This window comes from Oceanibaculum pacificum, from assembly GCF_001618175.1.
Taxonomy (GTDB): Bacteria; Pseudomonadota; Alphaproteobacteria; order Oceanibaculales; family Oceanibaculaceae; genus Oceanibaculum; species Oceanibaculum pacificum.
Genome location: NZ_LPXN01000127.1, coordinates 39,459 through 55,519 on the forward strand (window position 1 = coordinate 39,459; position 16,061 = coordinate 55,519).

At 65.6% G+C, this 16,061-nt stretch carries 16 protein-coding genes; 5 read left to right on the plus strand and 11 right to left on the minus strand.

What is annotated here, in order from left to right; translation table 11 throughout:
• Nucleotides 1–139: 139 nt before the first annotated feature.
• Both AUP43_RS13240 and AUP43_RS13245 read right to left on the minus strand, forming a co-directional pair.
• Complete coding sequence (locus AUP43_RS13240; RefSeq protein ID WP_067557928.1) at nucleotides 140–427, minus strand: ferritin family protein; 288 nt, start codon at nucleotides 425–427, stop codon at nucleotides 140–142.
• A 43-nt stretch (nucleotides 428–470) separates the two neighbouring features.
• Entirely contained in the window at nucleotides 471–1,925 is a 1,455-nt protein-coding gene (locus AUP43_RS13245) for a phospholipase D-like domain-containing protein (RefSeq protein ID WP_084462797.1), read from the minus strand.
• A gap of 163 nt (nucleotides 1,926–2,088) precedes the next feature.
• Here AUP43_RS13245 and AUP43_RS13250 point away from each other — a divergent pair, with 163 nt between their 5' ends.
• The 4 genes from AUP43_RS13250 to AUP43_RS13265 all read left to right on the plus strand — a co-directional run bounded on the left by AUP43_RS13250 (nucleotide 2,089) and on the right by AUP43_RS13265 (nucleotide 4,701).
• Nucleotides 2,089–2,289, plus strand: coding sequence for a hypothetical protein (locus AUP43_RS13250; protein ID WP_067557934.1), 201 nt, complete (start codon nucleotides 2,089–2,091; stop codon nucleotides 2,287–2,289).
• A 105-nt stretch (nucleotides 2,290–2,394) separates the two neighbouring features.
• Nucleotides 2,395–3,090, plus strand: coding sequence for a putative metalloprotease CJM1_0395 family protein (locus AUP43_RS13255; RefSeq protein ID WP_084462798.1), 696 nt, complete (start codon nucleotides 2,395–2,397; stop codon nucleotides 3,088–3,090).
• A 111-nt stretch (nucleotides 3,091–3,201) separates the two neighbouring features.
• On the plus strand, nucleotides 3,202–4,113 hold the full coding sequence (locus AUP43_RS13260; RefSeq protein ID WP_067557941.1) for a DMT family transporter: 912 nt from the start codon (nucleotides 3,202–3,204) through the stop codon (nucleotides 4,111–4,113).
• A gap of 81 nt (nucleotides 4,114–4,194) precedes the next feature.
• Nucleotides 4,195–4,701: a flagellar basal body rod C-terminal domain-containing protein gene (locus tag AUP43_RS13265; protein WP_067557944.1), complete on the plus strand. Its 507-nt coding sequence runs from the start codon at nucleotides 4,195–4,197 to the stop codon at nucleotides 4,699–4,701.
• Here AUP43_RS13265 and AUP43_RS13270 read toward each other — a convergent pair.
• The 9 genes from AUP43_RS13270 to AUP43_RS13310 all read right to left on the minus strand — a co-directional run bounded on the left by AUP43_RS13270 (nucleotide 4,698) and on the right by AUP43_RS13310 (nucleotide 14,273).
• Entirely contained in the window at nucleotides 4,698–6,296 is a 1,599-nt protein-coding gene (locus tag AUP43_RS13270) for an NTP transferase domain-containing protein (protein WP_067557947.1), read from the minus strand. The genes AUP43_RS13265 and AUP43_RS13270 overlap by 4 nt on opposite strands.
• A complete protein-coding gene (locus tag AUP43_RS13275; protein WP_067557950.1) occupies nucleotides 6,293–7,000 on the minus strand; it encodes an XdhC family protein in 708 nt (235 codons plus the stop codon). The genes AUP43_RS13270 and AUP43_RS13275 overlap by 4 nt, the downstream gene beginning before the upstream one ends.
• 1 nt (nucleotide 7,001) lies before the next feature.
• Nucleotides 7,002–7,325 carry an XdhC family protein gene (locus AUP43_RS13280; protein ID WP_067557953.1) on the minus strand — a complete coding sequence of 108 codons (324 nt, stop codon included), beginning with the start codon at nucleotides 7,323–7,325 and terminating at the stop codon, nucleotides 7,002–7,004.
• Nucleotides 7,322–8,569: a vWA domain-containing protein gene (locus AUP43_RS13285; protein WP_456093696.1), complete on the minus strand. Its 1,248-nt coding sequence runs from the start codon at nucleotides 8,567–8,569 to the stop codon at nucleotides 7,322–7,324. Before AUP43_RS13285 ends, AUP43_RS13280 begins: the two co-directional genes overlap by 4 nt.
• Nucleotides 8,570–8,585: 16 nt before the next feature.
• The gene (locus AUP43_RS13290) at nucleotides 8,586–9,509 is read right to left on the minus strand and encodes an AAA family ATPase (RefSeq protein ID WP_067557959.1); all 924 of its coding nucleotides are present in this window, start codon (nucleotides 9,507–9,509) and stop codon (nucleotides 8,586–8,588) included.
• Nucleotides 9,510–9,590: 81 nt separating this feature from the next.
• A complete protein-coding gene (locus AUP43_RS13295) occupies nucleotides 9,591–10,388 on the minus strand; it encodes an FAD binding domain-containing protein (protein ID WP_067557962.1) in 798 nt (265 codons plus the stop codon).
• A 28-nt stretch (nucleotides 10,389–10,416) separates the two neighbouring features.
• Entirely contained in the window at nucleotides 10,417–12,798 is a 2,382-nt protein-coding gene (locus tag AUP43_RS13300; RefSeq protein ID WP_084462800.1) for a xanthine dehydrogenase family protein molybdopterin-binding subunit, read from the minus strand.
• Nucleotides 12,799–12,910: 112 nt separating this feature from the next.
• The gene (locus tag AUP43_RS13305) at nucleotides 12,911–13,384 is read right to left on the minus strand and encodes a (2Fe-2S)-binding protein (RefSeq protein WP_067557968.1); all 474 of its coding nucleotides are present in this window, start codon (nucleotides 13,382–13,384) and stop codon (nucleotides 12,911–12,913) included.
• A gap of 181 nt (nucleotides 13,385–13,565) precedes the next feature.
• Entirely contained in the window at nucleotides 13,566–14,273 is a 708-nt protein-coding gene (locus tag AUP43_RS13310) for an SRPBCC family protein (RefSeq protein WP_067557971.1), read from the minus strand.
• Between the two features lie 289 nt (nucleotides 14,274–14,562).
• On the opposite strand from AUP43_RS13310, the gene AUP43_RS13315 reads away from it, so the two are divergent.
• Nucleotides 14,563–16,005, plus strand: coding sequence for a sodium:proton antiporter (locus tag AUP43_RS13315; RefSeq protein WP_322096433.1), 1,443 nt, complete (start codon nucleotides 14,563–14,565; stop codon nucleotides 16,003–16,005).
• Nucleotides 16,006–16,061 lie beyond the last annotated feature (56 nt).

The window sequence follows — 16,061 nt, forward strand, 5'->3', positions numbered from 1 at the left end:
GGAGCTTAACAGCCGAGGCCGGGCGCGCAACCGGCCTGGACGCAGGGCCGCATGACGCCAGCGGGAAGCAAACGAAAACGGGCGCTCCGTTGAGGGAGCGCCCGCATGCATGCCGGTGAGGTTACGCGGCATTGCCCGATCAGTGGTCGTCGATCTCGCCCTTCTTGTACAGGAACTCGTCCATGTACTTGGCGAAATGCTCGTTTTTCCGGCGCAGCCATTCTAGGCCCATGCAGGCATGTTCGATCTCTTCGCGCATGTTGTGCAGCAGGATTTCCTTCAGCTCCTCGTCCTCGCAATCGTCGGCGCGCTGCTGGTACCAATCGACTGCTTCCAGCTCCTCGATGACCGAGACGATGGCGTGATGCATCGTCAGCGTCCGCTTGCTGAGACGTTCCCGGGGGGCGTGCAGGGTATCGCTTGCCATAGATACTTCCTCTTTGTTGGCTGGCTGGGTAACTCTTTGCGCCTTACCGCTTGCGCCCATAGCGCGCGCGGCGAAGACCAAGCTTGCGTGCCAGATGCAGCTTTGCAAGCCGAAATGGGCGGGTCGGGGCCTCCGGATCAAGCAGTTGCAGATCGACCATCAGGCTTTCCGCGTTGCTCGGCAAGTCGGGCTCCAGCGGTTCGAGGCGCTTGCCTTCCGCCGTGCGCAGGCTCTCGACAGCGCGGATCAGCGATCCTTCGCGCCGCATGGCCTCGGCGACGGCCTCGGGCGGGCAGTCCAGATGCTCGGCCAGCAGCGTGTCCCGGATGCGCGCGATGCCGGCCGCGAGCTCATCCTCGCCGGTCTCGCTCTCGACGATCAGGTCGCATTCCGTATCGAACCCCATGGAGCGGTTATTGAGGTTACTGGAGCCGATCTTCAGGACCCGGTCATCGACGATCACCACCTTGGAATGCACATAAATCTGCCGGCCGCTCGCTGTCACCGGCTTGTAGATCGCCAGCCGGCCATGGGCGTCGCCGTCGCGCAGTTGCTTCACCGCATAGAGGCGCGCCACGCCCATGGCGGCCGCCTCCAGGAAAGATTCGGTGGATTCCGGATTCAGGATCACGATTTCCGGCCCTTCCGGCTCCGCCAGCCGTTCCAGCAAAGCCGCCAGGATGCGCCGGCCGGCGAGATACTGGTTCTCGATGTAGAGGCAGTGCTTCGCCCCAGCGATGGCGGCCAGGTGAAAAGCCTCGATCTCCCGGCACGCCTGCATCTTGCCCCAGGAGGGGTTGGTGCGGGCGATGCCCACCGGCACATTCTCGAAAGTCGGCTTGTAACTATGCGGCCAGGGGTCGCCCGCGCCGTGATAGGCGGCGATGTCGTAATCCGTGGCGATCAGCCAGCGTTCGCGGAACAGGTCGCCCAGCGCCCGGGCAATTGGGCCCTGCACCATCATGGCCACCTCGTGACGCGGCGTGGCGATGCCGCCCCGGCGCAGCTTGCGACGCGGATCGTCGTCCAGATGCTCGGGCGTATCCCAGCGATCCTCGACCAGATCGATACTGCCGCAGAACGCCACCTGATCGTCGATGATGATCAGCTTCTGGTGATGCGTCGCGCCGGACGGATGGCCGATATCGCGGTGGTAATGGATATTGCGCGGCGAACTCCAGCCGACGCGGAACATATGCTTCAGCTCGCGGCCCAAATTGAGCAGAACGGAATTACCCCATCGCAGCACACGGATGCTCAGCGCCGGATTGCGCTTCGCCAGATGGCGCAGGAACGTGCCCAGCCGGCGCGGCCCCTCGCGCGTGCTGCTGTCGCGGAACAGGTGCGAGCGATGGTCGAAATCCCAGCCGACGATATGGATGGAGTGCTCGGCGCGCAGCATCGCCTCGCGCACGGCGGAAAAATACTCCGCGCCATCGATCAGCACACGGGCCTGGCGCGCCCGTTCGCTTCGCCAGCAAAGTCGGTGGGTTATCATGTGAGCTTCACGTCAGGGGCTGTATCAGCCATTACATAACCGATCATCACGCCGGTGAGTTCCCGTAGATATGGTTCGAGGGTGGAAATTGGCCCCGGGCTTCATATTTCCTTAAGGGTATCGCTGCTACCTTGACCCTAAGAAACATGAAGAGGATGACAACATGGCGATCGGCAATGTAGGTGGCGCGCAGAATCTGGCAATTGTCGGTCTGCAATCCGAACGGCAGCAGACCCAGACTCTGGCCCAAGTCGTCGGCAATGCTACGGAGGGCGCCGCCCAGGTGGCCCGCTCCAATCAGGAGACGCCGCCGCCCGCGCCGCAGGAATCTGGCCGCGGTTCTTTGCTTGATATCTCCGTCTAATAGCGGCGCGCCTCACGGAAAGTTTACGTCGAGCGCTTTGACAGCCGTCCGGCGAGTTCTTAGAATCTAAGAACCAGTGAGATTGTACGGACGGGCGTGGCGCGCATGATTGCAGCGATTGCCGGCTCATATTCCAGCGGGGGCGGTGTTCAGCGACTTGCCTCGCCGGAGGGGCCGTGGCTATCGCCCGCCGCAACCGGCCTCCCGAACCTCCCCGATACCGGAATCCGAACCAGTTCGCCCGCCACCGCCGAAGAAGGGCTGAGTGGCGTGCGCGCTGGGTTGCTTGCCGGCGGGACTTTGGCCGCCGCCAGCGAAGCCGAGGCGGAGGAAAGCGCCCTCGGCCTGACCGAGGAAGAACAGCAAATCGTCGATGAGCTGAAGAAACGCGACCGCGAGGTGCGCGCGCACGAACAGGCGCATGCCGCGGTGGGCGGGGCTTATGCCGGTTCCCCGGTGTATGAGTATGAGTCTGGACCGGACGGCAATCGCTATGCCGTCGGCGGATCGGTCTCGATCGATGTCTCGCCAGTCCCGGGCGATCCGGAAGCGACTATCCAGAAAATGGAGATCGTGAAGCGCGCGGCCCTGGCGCCCGGCGAACCCTCGCCACAGGACCGCGCCGTTGCCGCCGCCGCCGACCAGGCCCGCCTGCAAGCCCAGGCCGAAAAACAACAGCAGGACAGGGAAGAGGCTCAAGGTCTCGGCGGAGAGAGCGATCCCGCCAAGGCGGCCGGCGCCTACGGCCAGGCGGCAAGCACCGGCGATATCGCCCCCATCCTGATCCAGATCGCGGCGTGACGACATGGCAGCCGCGCGCAGCGGGCGACTTGTCCTGCGCGCGTAACATTTCTATTGCTGGCCGATAGGCTTCGTTGGTTTCCGTCCGGCCTTTTCCGCCAGGAGAATTCCTTGTCCAATACGCGGGTTACCTCTGCCCCGTCCGGTGCCGCACCGCTGCCGGCCAGCGGGCTGGTGCTGCTGGTACTGCTGACCCTGTTCTGGGGCGTCAACTGGCCGGCGATGAAGCTGGCGCTGACCGGCATCGCGCCGTTCACCTTCCGCACCATCTGCCTGTTCATCGGCGGTCTGTCGCTGCTGGCTTTCGCGCTGGCGAAGCGGGAGTCCGTGCGCATAACAGCGGCCGATCTGAAACCGCTGCTGCTGGCCAGCCTGCTAAATGTCACCGGCTGGCATATTTTCTCCGCCTACGGTCTGTTGCTGGTGCCGGCGGGGCGGGGGGCGATTATTGCCTTCACCATGCCGATCTGGGCGTCGATCCTGGCCAGCCTGGTGCTAAAGGAGGCCTTTACCGGGCGCAAGCTGATCGGCCTCATATTGGGCGTCAGTGGCCTGGCGGTGCTGATCGGGCCGGAGCTGGCGGGGCTGGGCGCTGCCCCCATCGGCTCGCTTTTGATGCTGGGGGCGGCGGTTACCTGGGCGATGGGCACCATCGTCACCAAGCGCCAGCCCTGGCGGCTGGGCACGGCGGCGTTGACCGGCTGGCAGCTTACGCTGGGCGGCATCCCGGTTCTGATCGGAGCGCTGCTGATCGACCCCGCGCCGGATTTCACCGGCCTCAGCGGCACGGTGCTGTGGGCGGCGATCTATGCCGCCCTGATTCCGATGATCTTCTGCCATTGGGCCTGGTTCCGCATTGTCGAGCTGTTTCCCGCCAGCATCGCCGCCATCGGCACGCTGGCGATCCCGGTGGTTGGCGTGCTTTCCAGCGCCCTGGTGCTCGGCGAGCCTATCGGCCTTGCCGAAATCGCCGCCCTTGTGCTGGTGCTGGCCGGCCTGTCGGTGGTGATGCTGCGTCGGTAGGCCTCACGCCACGGTGAATTGAGCTTTTCAGGCGAGGGGTATATAAGGAAAGCTCATGAACTGTGAAACCGGGAGCCGATCATGGCGATAGACGGAATCTCGAACGGGATTTCCGGGGCCATTGCCGCCAGCAATCGCTTCGCCGTCAGTGCCAACAACACGGCCAATATTGTGAGCCGTGGCATCGATCCGCGCGAGCAGCAGGCGGTGCGCGACGACCCCGCTGGCCAGCGCGAGGTTCAGGGCTTCCAGCCACAGCAGGCCATCGACCAGAATGTCGCCAGCGGCGGCGTGCGCAGCACCACCCGGCCGATCGAGCCGGCCTCGATCCCGGTGCTTCAGGAAGATACCGCGCGCATCCAGCAGGATCGCGCGGCGCAGATCGAGAACGGCACGCTCCAGGGCAACCCTGGAGAGGCGGGCCTGGCGTCCAACCCCGTCGGTCAGGATGTGAGCTTCCTGCCGAATGTCGACCCGGCCAACGAGGCGGTGCAGCAGATCGTCAGCCAGCGCCAGTACGAGGCCAATCTGCGCACGGTGCAGGCCGGTTTCCAGCTCACCCGCTCACTGCTCGATATCGACAGCTAGCCGAACTGTCGTAGCGCGTCCGGCGTGTCGATATCGATCAGCACGCCATCCTCCGCCATCTCCACCTCGACCACCAGATCGGCATGCTCGCCGATCAGATGGCGCGCGCCGACATCGCCGGCCAGCCGCGCCATCTCCGCCAGGAAGCGCTTGCCCCACAGCACCGGGTTGCCGCGCTTGCCATTATGAGTCGGCACGCAGATTTCCCGGCCCTCGACCGGATCGAAGGCGGCGATCAGCCGATCGATCATCGCCGCATCGATGCGCGGCATGTCGCCCAGGCACACCAGCACGCCGTCGATATCCTCCGGCAAGGCCGCGATGCCAGCCTTCAGCGAGGTGCTGAGGCCCTCCGCGTAATCCGGATTGTGGATATAGGTCAGTTCCGCCGGCAGGGCGGCCTTCACGCGCTCCGCCTCATGGCCGGTGACGATCGTGATCGGCCCGGCCTTGGATTGGCGGACGATCTCCACCACGCGGGCGACCATCGGACTGCCGTCGATCTCCGCCAGCAGCTTGTTCACCGGCCCCATGCGGCGCGACTGGCCGGCGGCCAGCACAAGGGCGGCGATGCGCGGGGCCTTCCTGGTGGTGGCCTTGCGGTCCGATTGCCGGGGCAGGGGGCGGCTGGCGATCTCCTTCAGCAGCCCGCCCACGCCCATGCGCATGATGTCGGCGCGACTTACCGGCACGCCGGCGACCAGGCGTTGCAGCACCCAGTCGAAGCCGTTCAGCTTGGGCGAGCGCGCGCAGCCCGGCATGCCGATCACCGGAGTTTCGTTGACATGGCCCAGCAACAGCAGATTGCCAGGATCGACCGGCATGCCGAAATGATCGACTGTCCCGCCGGCCTCGACGATAGCGGCGGGCAGCACGTCGCGTCGGTCGACCACGGCGGACGCGCCGAACAGCAGCACCATGTCACAGCCGTCGGCGATCTGTGCGCGGATCGCCTGGGCGACAGAAGCCGTCTCATGCGCGCAGCGTTGCTCTTCGCCCAGGCCGGCGCCCAGGCGGTCCAGCCGGGCCGCCGTCGTGGCGGCCGTGGAATCCAGCACGCCGGGCTTGGTGGCGGGCAGAACGGTTTGCACCAGCCCGGCGCGAATCGCGCGGAAAGCGGCGATGCGCACGGCCGAGGCCAGCTTCTCGCAGGCCGCAAGCGCTGGCTCCGGGGCGGCGAAGGGGATGATCTTCACCGTGCCGACCATCTGCCCGGCTTCCACCACCTCATAGAGCGGCAACAGCGCAACGGTCAGCGCTTCGTCAACCAGATTGACGGCATCCAGCGCCGCCGGATCGTAGACCAGCAGGCCATTCGCGCGGGCGATCAAATTGCAGCGGCCGGTAAAGGGCGCGGCGACATCGATATTCTCCCCGCCGAAGGCGGCGGCCAGGCGGGCGGCGGCCTTGTCCTCCGGCACGTCGTCCGGCTCCAGCCGGGCCGCGATCACGCTGGCGATGCCGGCGGCGCGCAGGGCGGCGATATCCTCGGCCGTCAGCACCCGGCCCTTCTTCAGCGCCTTGCCGGCGAGTCGGCGGCTATGCGCCAGGATTGCGCCCTCGGCCTGGTCAAGCGGCGTGTCGCCGAAGATCATGCGGCTTTCGCCTCGCTCTCCGGCGCACGGCGCAGCACTTCCGTAATCTGCGCCAGGGCGGAAATCGCGATCTCCGCCGGGGTCACCGCGCCGATATTCAGGCCGAGCGGCCCGTGGATGCGCGTGAAATCCGCCTCGCCGAAACCGGCCTCTCCCAGCCTTTCCAGGCGCTTGGCATGCGTCTTTCGACTGCCGAGGCAACCGATATAGAAGGCGTCGGATTTCAGCGCCACGATCAGCGCCGGATCGTCCAGCTTCGGGTCGTGGGTCAGGGTGACCACGGCCGTGCGGCGGTTCGGCTTCAGCGCTTCCAGCGCCTCGTCCGGCCAGCGATCATCCAGACTGACGCCAGGGAAACGTTCGTCGGTGGCGAAGGCCTGGCGCGGATCGACGATCACCACCTGATAGCCGGCAATCGCCGCCATCGGAGCCAGCGCCTGGGCGATATGCACCGCGCCGACCAGGACCAGCCGCAGCGGCGGATTATGCACATGGACGAAATAGCCGCCCTCGACCATGCCGCTGCGATCGTCGGCCAGATGCCGGCGGATGGTCGCCTGCTCGGCATCGTTCAGCACCAGCTCGCCCAGCATGTCGCCGGGTGTCACGATGCATTGCACGCCGTCGGCGATGCGGGTCACCAGCGCCACCGGGCGCTTTTCCGCCCGCTCGTCCAGCAGGCGCTTCAGGATGGCGGGCTGCATATCAATCCACCCGCTCGACGAAGACCTGCACCTTGCCGCCGCAGGCCAGGCCCACTTCCCAGGCCTGCTCGTTGGTGACGCCGAAATCCAGCAGGCGCGGCTTGCCGTCCTGCATCACCTGCAGGGCCTCATGCACGACAGCGCCCTCGATGCAGCCGCCGGAGACAGAGCCGACCATGCGTCTGTCCTCATCGACCGCGAGCTGGCTGCCGACCGGGCGCGGGGAGGAGCCCCAGGTGCTGACGACGGTCGCCACCGCGACCTGCTTGCCGCCCGTGCGCCAGCGCGCCGCCTGTTCCAAAATGTCTTCAGCCGGGTTGATCATGCCACTTCCTCCATCTTGCGCAGCCAGGGCGCCATGGCCTCGCCCCGACGGGCCGGCGGACGGCTGAGCGCCGCCGCGAGCTGGCCGAGGCTGTCCAGATTATGCACCGGGCGGAATTCGTCCACATGCGGCAGAATCGCCCGCACACCTAAAGATTTGGGCGCGAAGCCATCGAAGCGCAACAAGGGGTTCAGCCAGATCAAGCGGCGGCAGGATTTGCGCAGCCGCTCGATCTCGCCCGACAGGCCCTCGCCGGCGTCGCGGTCCAGTCCGTCGGTGATCAGCAGCACCACCGCCCCCTGGCCCAGAACCCGGCGCGACCAGAGCCGGTTGAAATCCTCCAGGCAGGCCCCGATCCGCGTGCCGCCCGACCAGTCGCCGACGGCGGTGCCAACCCGCTCCAGCGCCTCGTCCACGTCGCGGCGGCGCAGATGGCGGGTGACGTTGGTCAGCCGGGTGCCGAACAAGAAGGTGTGCACGCGGTCGCGATCATTGGTCAGCGCATGCATGAAATGCAGCAGCATGCGGGAATAGCGGCTCATCGAGCCGGAGATATCGCACAGGATCACCAGCGGCGGCGGGCGCATCCGGCGCTTCTTCAGCGCCAGCGGGATGATGTCGCCGCCGCTGCGCAGCGCCCCGCGCAGGCTGGCGCGCAGATCCACGCGGTTACCGCCGCCGGACGGGGCGAAGCGGCGCGTCGGCAACTGGGCGATGGGCAGGACGAGGCGTTGCAGCATGCGCTCGGCATCGCGCATTTCCGCCCCGCTCATCTTCTCGAAATCCATCGACTGCAGCAATTCCTTGTCCGAGGTGGTGAAGGCGGCGTCGATCTCCACCTTCTCCTCGTCCGCCTGGTCGCCCAGGACCGCCTCCTGGCCTTGCAGCAGCGCCTCGGCGAGGCGGCGGTTCATCTCTTCGCCCTCGGGCTGCGGCTCGCTGCGCATCTGCGGCAGCACCATCTGCATCATGCGTTCCAGGATGCGCGGGTTACGCCAGAACACATGGAAGGCCTGGTTGAAAATCTCCCGCTGGTCCTGCCGGTTCACGAAAACGGCGTGCAGCGCCCAATAGAAATCGTCGCGGCGGCCGATGCCCACGGCCTCCACGGCGGCAATCGCGTCCAACACCTTGCCGGGGCCCACGGGCAGCCCGGCCATGCGCAGCGCACGGGCGAAATGCATGATGTTGGCGACCAGCTTGCCGCCGTCGCGGGGCGAGTCGGCAGGGGCTTCCGTTGGCACGCTGCCGTCCATCGCGTCAGACCGCGCCGTGCGCGGCCATTTCGCTCTTGATCTGGGTCAGGATGCGGTTCGCCTCGCTACCCTGGATCTTGGCGATATCGTCCTGGTACTTCAGCAATACGCCCAACGTGTTGTTCACCATCTCCGGATCGAGGCTGAGCTGGTCGAGCTGCACCAGCGCATGCGTCCAGTCGATGGTCTCGGCCACGCCCGGCTGCTTGAACAAATCCAGCTTGCGCAATTCCTGCACGAAGCCGACGACCTGGCTGCTGAGGGCTTCCGGCGCGGTCGGCGCCTTTACGCGCAGGATTTCCAGCTCGCGCTGGGCGTTCGGGTAATCCACCCAGTAATAGAAGCAGCGGCGCTTCAGCGCGTCGTGAATCTCGCGCGTGCGGTTCGAGGTGACGATAACGATGGGCGGCGTCTCAGCCTTGATCGTGCCCAGCTCCGGAATCGTCACCTGGAAGTCGGACAGCACCTCCAGCAGATAGGCCTCGAACGGCTCGTCGGTGCGGTCCAGCTCGTCGATCAGCAGCACCGGCGCGCCGCCGGCATGCGGCTGCAAGGCTTGTAGCAGGGGGCGGCGGATCAGGAATTTGTCATCGAAGATATCGGCGGCCAGGCTGTCGCGGTCGCTGCCGCCGGCGGCCTCGGCGATGCGGATTTCCACCATCTGGCGCGGATAATTCCACTCATAGACGGCGGAGCTGACATCCAGCCCTTCATAGCATTGCAGGCGGATCAGGTCGCGCCCCAGCGTGGCCGCCAGCACCTTGGCGATTTCGGTCTTGCCGACGCCGGCCTCGCCCTCCAGAAACAGCGGCCGGCCCAGCTTCAGGGCCAGGAACAGCGCCGTGGACAGGCTGCGGTCGGCGACGTAATCGCCCTGACCGAGCAGCGCCACGGTCTCGTCGATGGAGGCGGGGAGGTTCTGTGTCATGTCGACCTATCTAGCACGATCGGGCAAAGAAAAAGGAGCACTCTCCGGGTGGAGAGCGCTCCCATGCAACAAACGCAGAGATCAGCCGGCGGCCTGAAGCGCGCGTTTGGCCATGACGCCAATCAGGTGGGCGCGATAGTCGGCGGCACCGTGGATGTCGCTGTTCAGCCCTTCCGCTGGGATGGCGATGCCATCGAGGGCGGCAGCTGAGAAGTTCTTCGACAGCGCGTCCTCGAAGGCCGCGACGCGGAACACGCCATCCTCGCCGGCCCCGGTCACCGCGACGCGCGCGCCGCCGGCCGTCTTGGCGACGAACACGCCGACCAGGGCGTAGCGGCTGGCCGGCTGGGCGAACTTGGCATAGGCCGCCTTCTCCGGGATCGGGAAGGAGACCTTCAGGACGATCTCATCCTCCTCCAGCGCCGTGGTGAACATGCCGGCGAAGAAATCGTCGGCCGCGAGCTGGCGCTTGTTGGTGGTGACCGTCGCCCCCAGCGCCATCAGCGCCGCCGGATAATCCGCCGCCGGATCGTTGTTGGAGATCGAGCCGCCCAGCGTGCCGCGATTGCGCACCTGGGGATCGCCGATGCCGTGCGCCAGCTTGGTCAGCGCCGGGATCTTCGCGGCCACCTCGGCCGATGCGGCGACCGTGGCGTGGGTGGTCATCGCGCCGATGACCACTGCATTGCCTTCCACCGTGATGCCCTTCAACTCGGCAACGCCGGACAGATCGACCAGCTTGCTCGGCTGCGCCAGGCGCTGCTTCAGCGTCGGGATCAGGGTCATGCCGCCCGCCATCAGCTTCACCTCGTCGCCGGAGGACAGCGCCTTCAGCGCGTCGTCCAGGGAAGCGGGGCGGTTATACTCGAAATTGTACATCGGATGCTTCCTCGTCAGAGAGCGGGCTTTACTCGGCCGCCAGCGGGGGGCGGGCGGAACGGATCGCCTGCCACACCTTGGGCGGGGTGGCCGGCATGGAAATATCGGTGATGCCCAGCGGGCTGAGCGCATCGATCACCGCGTTGATAACCGCCGGCGGCGAGCCGATGGCGCCGACCTCGCCGCAGCCCTTCACCCCCAGCGGATTATCCGGGGCGGGCACATTATGCGTATCCAGCGTGAAGCTGACCAGATTATCGGCGCGCGGCATGGTGTAATCCATGAAGCTGCCGGTGATGAGTTGGCCTTCCTCGTCATAGACGCAGGCTTCCAGCAGCGCCTGGCCGATGCCCTGGGCGACGCCGCCATGCACCTGGCCCTCGACGATCATCGGGTTGATGACGCGGCCGAAATCGTCCACGGCGGTGAAGTTGATCACCTGCGTCACGCCGGTATCGGGGTCGATCTCGACCTCGCAGAGATGCGCGCCGCCGGGATAGGAGAAATTCAGCGGGTCGAAGAAGGCGGTCTCCTCCAGCCCCGGCTCCAGCTCGGTGATCGGGTAGTTGTGCGGCACATAGGCGGCCAGCGAGATTTCGCCAAACGCCTTCTTGCGGTCGGTGCCGGCCACGCTGAACTCGCCATTCTCGAAGACGATGTCGGCCTCGGCCGCTTCCAGCAGATGCGCCGCGATCTTCTTCGCCTTGGCGATCACCTTGTCCATCGCCCGGTCGATGGCCACGCCGCCGACGGCCAGCGAACGCGAACCATAGGTGCCCATGCCGAACGGCACCTTGGCGGTGTCGCCATGCACCACATCGACGTTCTCGATGGGAATGCCGAGCTTGTCGGAGACGAGCTGGGCGAAGGTCGTCTCGTGCCCCTGGCCGTGGCTGTGCGTGCCGGTGAACACGGTCACGCTGCCAGTGGGATGCACGCGCACCTGACCGCACTCATAGAGGCCGGCGCGCGCGCCCAGCGAGCCGACAACGGCGGAGGGGGCGATGCCGCAGGCCTCGACATAGGTGGAGAAGCCAATGCCGCGATATTTACCGCGCGCGGCCGCCTCCTTGCGCCGCGCCTCGAAGCCGGAATAGTCGGCCAGCTTCAGGGCCTTTTCCATGCAGCCGCCGGGATCGCCGGAATCGTAGACCAGCGCGACCGGCGTTTGGTAGGGAAACTGCTCGCGCTTGATGAAGTTGCGTCGACGCAGCTCGGCCTGGTCCAGGCCCATCTCGCGCGCCGCCTGGCTGACGATGCGCTCAATCAGGTAGGTCGCCTCCGGCCGGCCCGCGCCGCGATAGGCGTCGACCGGCACGGTGTGGGTAAACACCGCCTTCACATTGGCGAACACCTTCGGCGTGGTGTACACGCCAGCCAGCAGCGTGGCGTAGAGATAAGTCGGCACGCAGGGCGCGAAGGTGGAAAGATACGCGCCCATATTGGCGATCGTCTCGACCTTGAAGGCCAGGAACTTGCCGTCCTTGTCCATCGCCAGATGAGCGGTCGTCACATGGTCGCGGCCATGCGCGTCGGTTATGAAGCTTTCCGAACGCTCGGCGGTCCATTTGATCGGCCGGTTCACCTTGGCCGATGCCCAGGTGACAATGGCCTCCTCGGCATAATGATAGATTTTCGAGCCGAAACCGCCGCCGACATCCGGCGCGACCACGCGCAGCCGATGCTCCGGGATGTGCAGCACGAACGCGCCCATCAGCAGCCGGATGACATGCGGGTTCTGGCTGGTGGTGTAGAGCGTATAGTCGCCGGTCGAGCGGTCATATTCGCCGACGGCGGCGCGCGGCTCCATCGCGTTCGGGATCAGCCGGTTGTTGGTCAGCTCAATCCGTGTGACATGGTGCGCGCCCTTGATGGCGGCATCCACCTCGGCCTCGTCGCCAATGACCCAGTCATAACAGAGATTGCCGGGCGCTTCGTCCCACACCTGCGGGGCGGCGCTGGCCAGCGCCTTGCCGGGATGGGCGATGGCGGGCAGGGGGGCGTAGTCGACCTCGATCAGCTCCGCCGCATCCTTTGCCTGCCCTAGGGTTTCGGCGATCACCACGGCGATTTGGTCGCCGACATGGCGCACCCGGTCGATGACAAGCGGCGGATGCGCCGGCTCCTTCATCGGGCTGCCGTCGCGCGAATGAATCTGCCAGCCGCAGGGCAGACCGCCCAGCGCGTCGGCCGCCATGTCCTTGCCGGTGAAGATGGCGATCACGCCGGGCGCCGCTTGGGCGCTGGAAATGTCGAGACGCTCGATCTTCGCGTGGGCGTGCGGCGAGCGCAGAATATAGGCGTGGGTCTGGCCGGGGCGGTTGATATCGTCGGTGTAATTGCCCCGACCGGTCAGGAAACGAAGGTCCTCCTTGCGGCGGACCGAGGCACCGATGCCAGTTGCAGACATGTTCATTCCTCCCATTTGGCTGCCCGCCCCGGAATAGGGTGCGGGTTGCTCAGGAACTTGTCCGCCGGCGTTTATTGCCGGTTCTTGCTTTCCCCAAAAGATTGGGATGCGATCAGGCGGCGCTCATCTTCTCGGCGCCGGCTTTGATTGCCTTCACGATGTTGTGGTAGCCGGTGCAGCGGCAGATATTGCCCGACAGCTCGCGCCGGATGCGGGCTTCGTCGGCATCCGGCAGGCGGCGCACGATGTCGTAGCCGGTGGCCAGCATGCCGGGCGTGCAGAAGCCGCATTGCAGGCCATGATGCTCGCGGAACGCCTCCTGCATCGGGTGCAGCGTGGCGCCGTCGGCCAAGCCCTCGATGGTGACGACTTCCGTCCCGTTGGCCTGGGCGGCCAGAATGGTGCAGCTCTTCACCGACTGGCCGTCGACATGCACGACGCAGGCGCCGCACTGGCTGGTGTCGCAGCCGACATGGGTGCCGGTCAGATGCAGCTGTTCGCGCAGGAACTGCACCAGCAGGGTGCGGCCCTCGACATCGCCCGAAACCGTCTTGCCGTTCACTGTCATGGAAACGGAGATGGTCATACTTACCTCCCTGGAATTCCGGTCGTCATCGCCGGAGCACTATCGATCTGGACCGTGGGGACGGCGCTTCAAGCCGCGCGCGGCCTCTAGGTGGGTGTGGGAACCAGCCCTGTCGCCCTTTAGTTTCCCGCGCGCCTGACGGCAGGTCAAGCGCGCGTCAACGCGATGGACGGCTGGTGTGCTAGATGAAGAAAAGCGCTATCGCCGCTCCGCAGGCCACCAGGGCGACCAGGATCATCGGCGGGATGCCCTTGTCGTAGGAGGGCGGTGCTTCGCTCGACCCGCGCCGATGCACCGGCGCTTCGTGTGCGGGTGCTGCGGGGGCAGGCGCTGCATGTGCGTGATCCTCGGCCGGATGCGGCTTCGGAGCCGGCGACGGCGGCGGCGCGGGTTCCTGAATGGCTGCGGCGGGCGCAGTGGCAGGTGCGGCGGCAGGCGTCGACTCGCTGCTGGCCACCACCTCGGAGAATTTCGCGAAGAACTCGCCGGACAGCTTCTTGGCCGTCGAATCGATCAGCCGCGAACCAATCTGCGCCAGCTTGCCGCCGACATTGGCGTTCACCGTATAGGTCAGCAGCGTGGCCGACGGTCCGTCCTCGGCCAGATGCACATTAGCCCCGCCCTTGGCGAAACCGGCAGCGCCCCCCTTGCCCTCGCCGGAGATGGTGTAGCTTTCCGGCGGGTTAAGGTCGGACAGCGTGACCTCGCCGGTGAAGCTGGCGCTCACCGGGCCGACCTTGGCCTTCACCGTGGCGGTGAATTTGTCGTCGCCCTGCTTTTCCAGCGTCTGACAGCCGGGGATGCACTGTTTCAGCACCTCGGGATCGTTGAGCGCTTCCCAGACCCTCTGTCGCGGTGCGGGAATATGTTGTTCGCCTTTGAGCTCCATGTCTTCCCCTCCCATGCCGTCGTGGCCGCCGATGCCGACGGTGTTATCGCCAGATTAGACCCGATAACCGCCCAGCGGCAAGCGACCAGCCACGGGCAGCCCCGCATGCTAGGCATGAAATATATGTAAAAATAATACGTTAGAATGTGGTGATGAGGCGATTCCACAGTCTGCTTGCAGTATTTTTTAATGGGTTGCGACACTGCCATCGCTTTACCGCGCGCCAGAGCCGGGCTATACCCCGGCGTTCTTGGCTTTGGGGAGGAAGGCTCGGATGCTTCGCGTAAGTGTGTGCTTGTGTCGGTTTTTGCTGGTCGCGCTGGCAGTGTCGGTACCCGGCGTGGCCATGGCGGCGGCGGAGGGGGCGCCGCATCTGGACGGGTCGGCGCTCAATCTGCTCTGGATCATCCCGTTTGTCGGCGCCCTGCTTTCCATCGCGATTTTCCCGCTGGCCGCGCCGGATTTCTGGCACCATCATTTCGGCAAGGTTTCAGCCTTCTGGGCGCTGGCCTTTCTGGTCCCCTTCTTCCTGCAATTCGGCTTCGACCTGACGCTCTATGAACTGCTGCATGTCAGCCTGCTGGAATATATTCCCTTCATCATCCTGCTGCTGTCGCTGTTCACCGTCGCTGGCGGCATCCGCCTGAAAGGCAGCCTGGTCGGCACGCCCATCGTGAATACCGGCATGCTGGCGCTGGGCACGGTCCTGGCCAGCTTTACCGGCACCACCGGGGCGGCGATGCTGCTGATCCGTCCGCTGCTGCGCGCCAATGAAGGGCGGGACCATCAGGTGCATGTGGTGGTGTTCTTCATCTTCCTGGTGGCGAATGTCGGCGGCTCGCTGTCGCCGCTGGGCGACCCGCCGCTGTTCCTGGGCTTTCTGAAGGGCGTGCCGTTCTTCTGGCCGACCACGCATATGTTCCTGCCAATGGTCATGGTGGCGGCGATCCTGCTGGCGGTATTTCTCGCGCTGGATCATTTCCTGTGGCGCCGCGAGAAGGCGACCGGCGACGAGCCGGCCTTCTCGATGGGCGAGGACGAATTCAAGGAAGCCGAGAAGCTCGGCCTCGAAGGCAAGGTGAACTTCCTGCTGCTGGGCGGAATCGTCGCCGCGGTGCTGATGAGCGGCGTCTGGAAGCCGGGCATTACGATCGATGTGTTCCATGTGCCGGTCGAGTTGCAGAACATCGCCCGCGACGTGCTGCTGATCGGCATTGCCCTGCTGTCGGTCAAGCTGACCGATCAGGATTGCCGCGACGCCAACGGCTTTAGCTGGTTCCCGATTATCGAGGTGGCGAAGCTGTTCGCCGCCATCTTCATCACCATCGTGCCGGCCATCGCCATTCTGAAGGCCGGCAGCAGCGGCGCACTGGGCTTCGTGGTCGATGCCGTCAGCCAGAATGGCGAGCCGAACAACGTGATGTATTTCTGGCTCACCGGCATCCTCTCCAGCTTCCTGGACAATGCGCCGACCTATCTGGTGTTCTTCAACACGGCTGGCGGCGATCCGGCGATCCTGACCGGCCCGATGGCCTCGACGCTGCTGGCGATCTCTGCCGGCGCGGTGTTCATGGGCGCCAACACCTATATCGGCAACGCGCCGAACTTCATGGTGAAGGCGATTGCCGAGGAACGCGGCGTGAAGATGCCCAGCTTCTTCGGCTATATGGCCTGGTCGGTCGGCATCCTGGTGCCGTGCTTCATTCTGGTCACGCTGGTGTTCTTCGCTTAAGGCCAACCGGCAGGCGAAAAAGAACCCCCGGCCGCAGGGCCGGGGGTTTTCCGTTT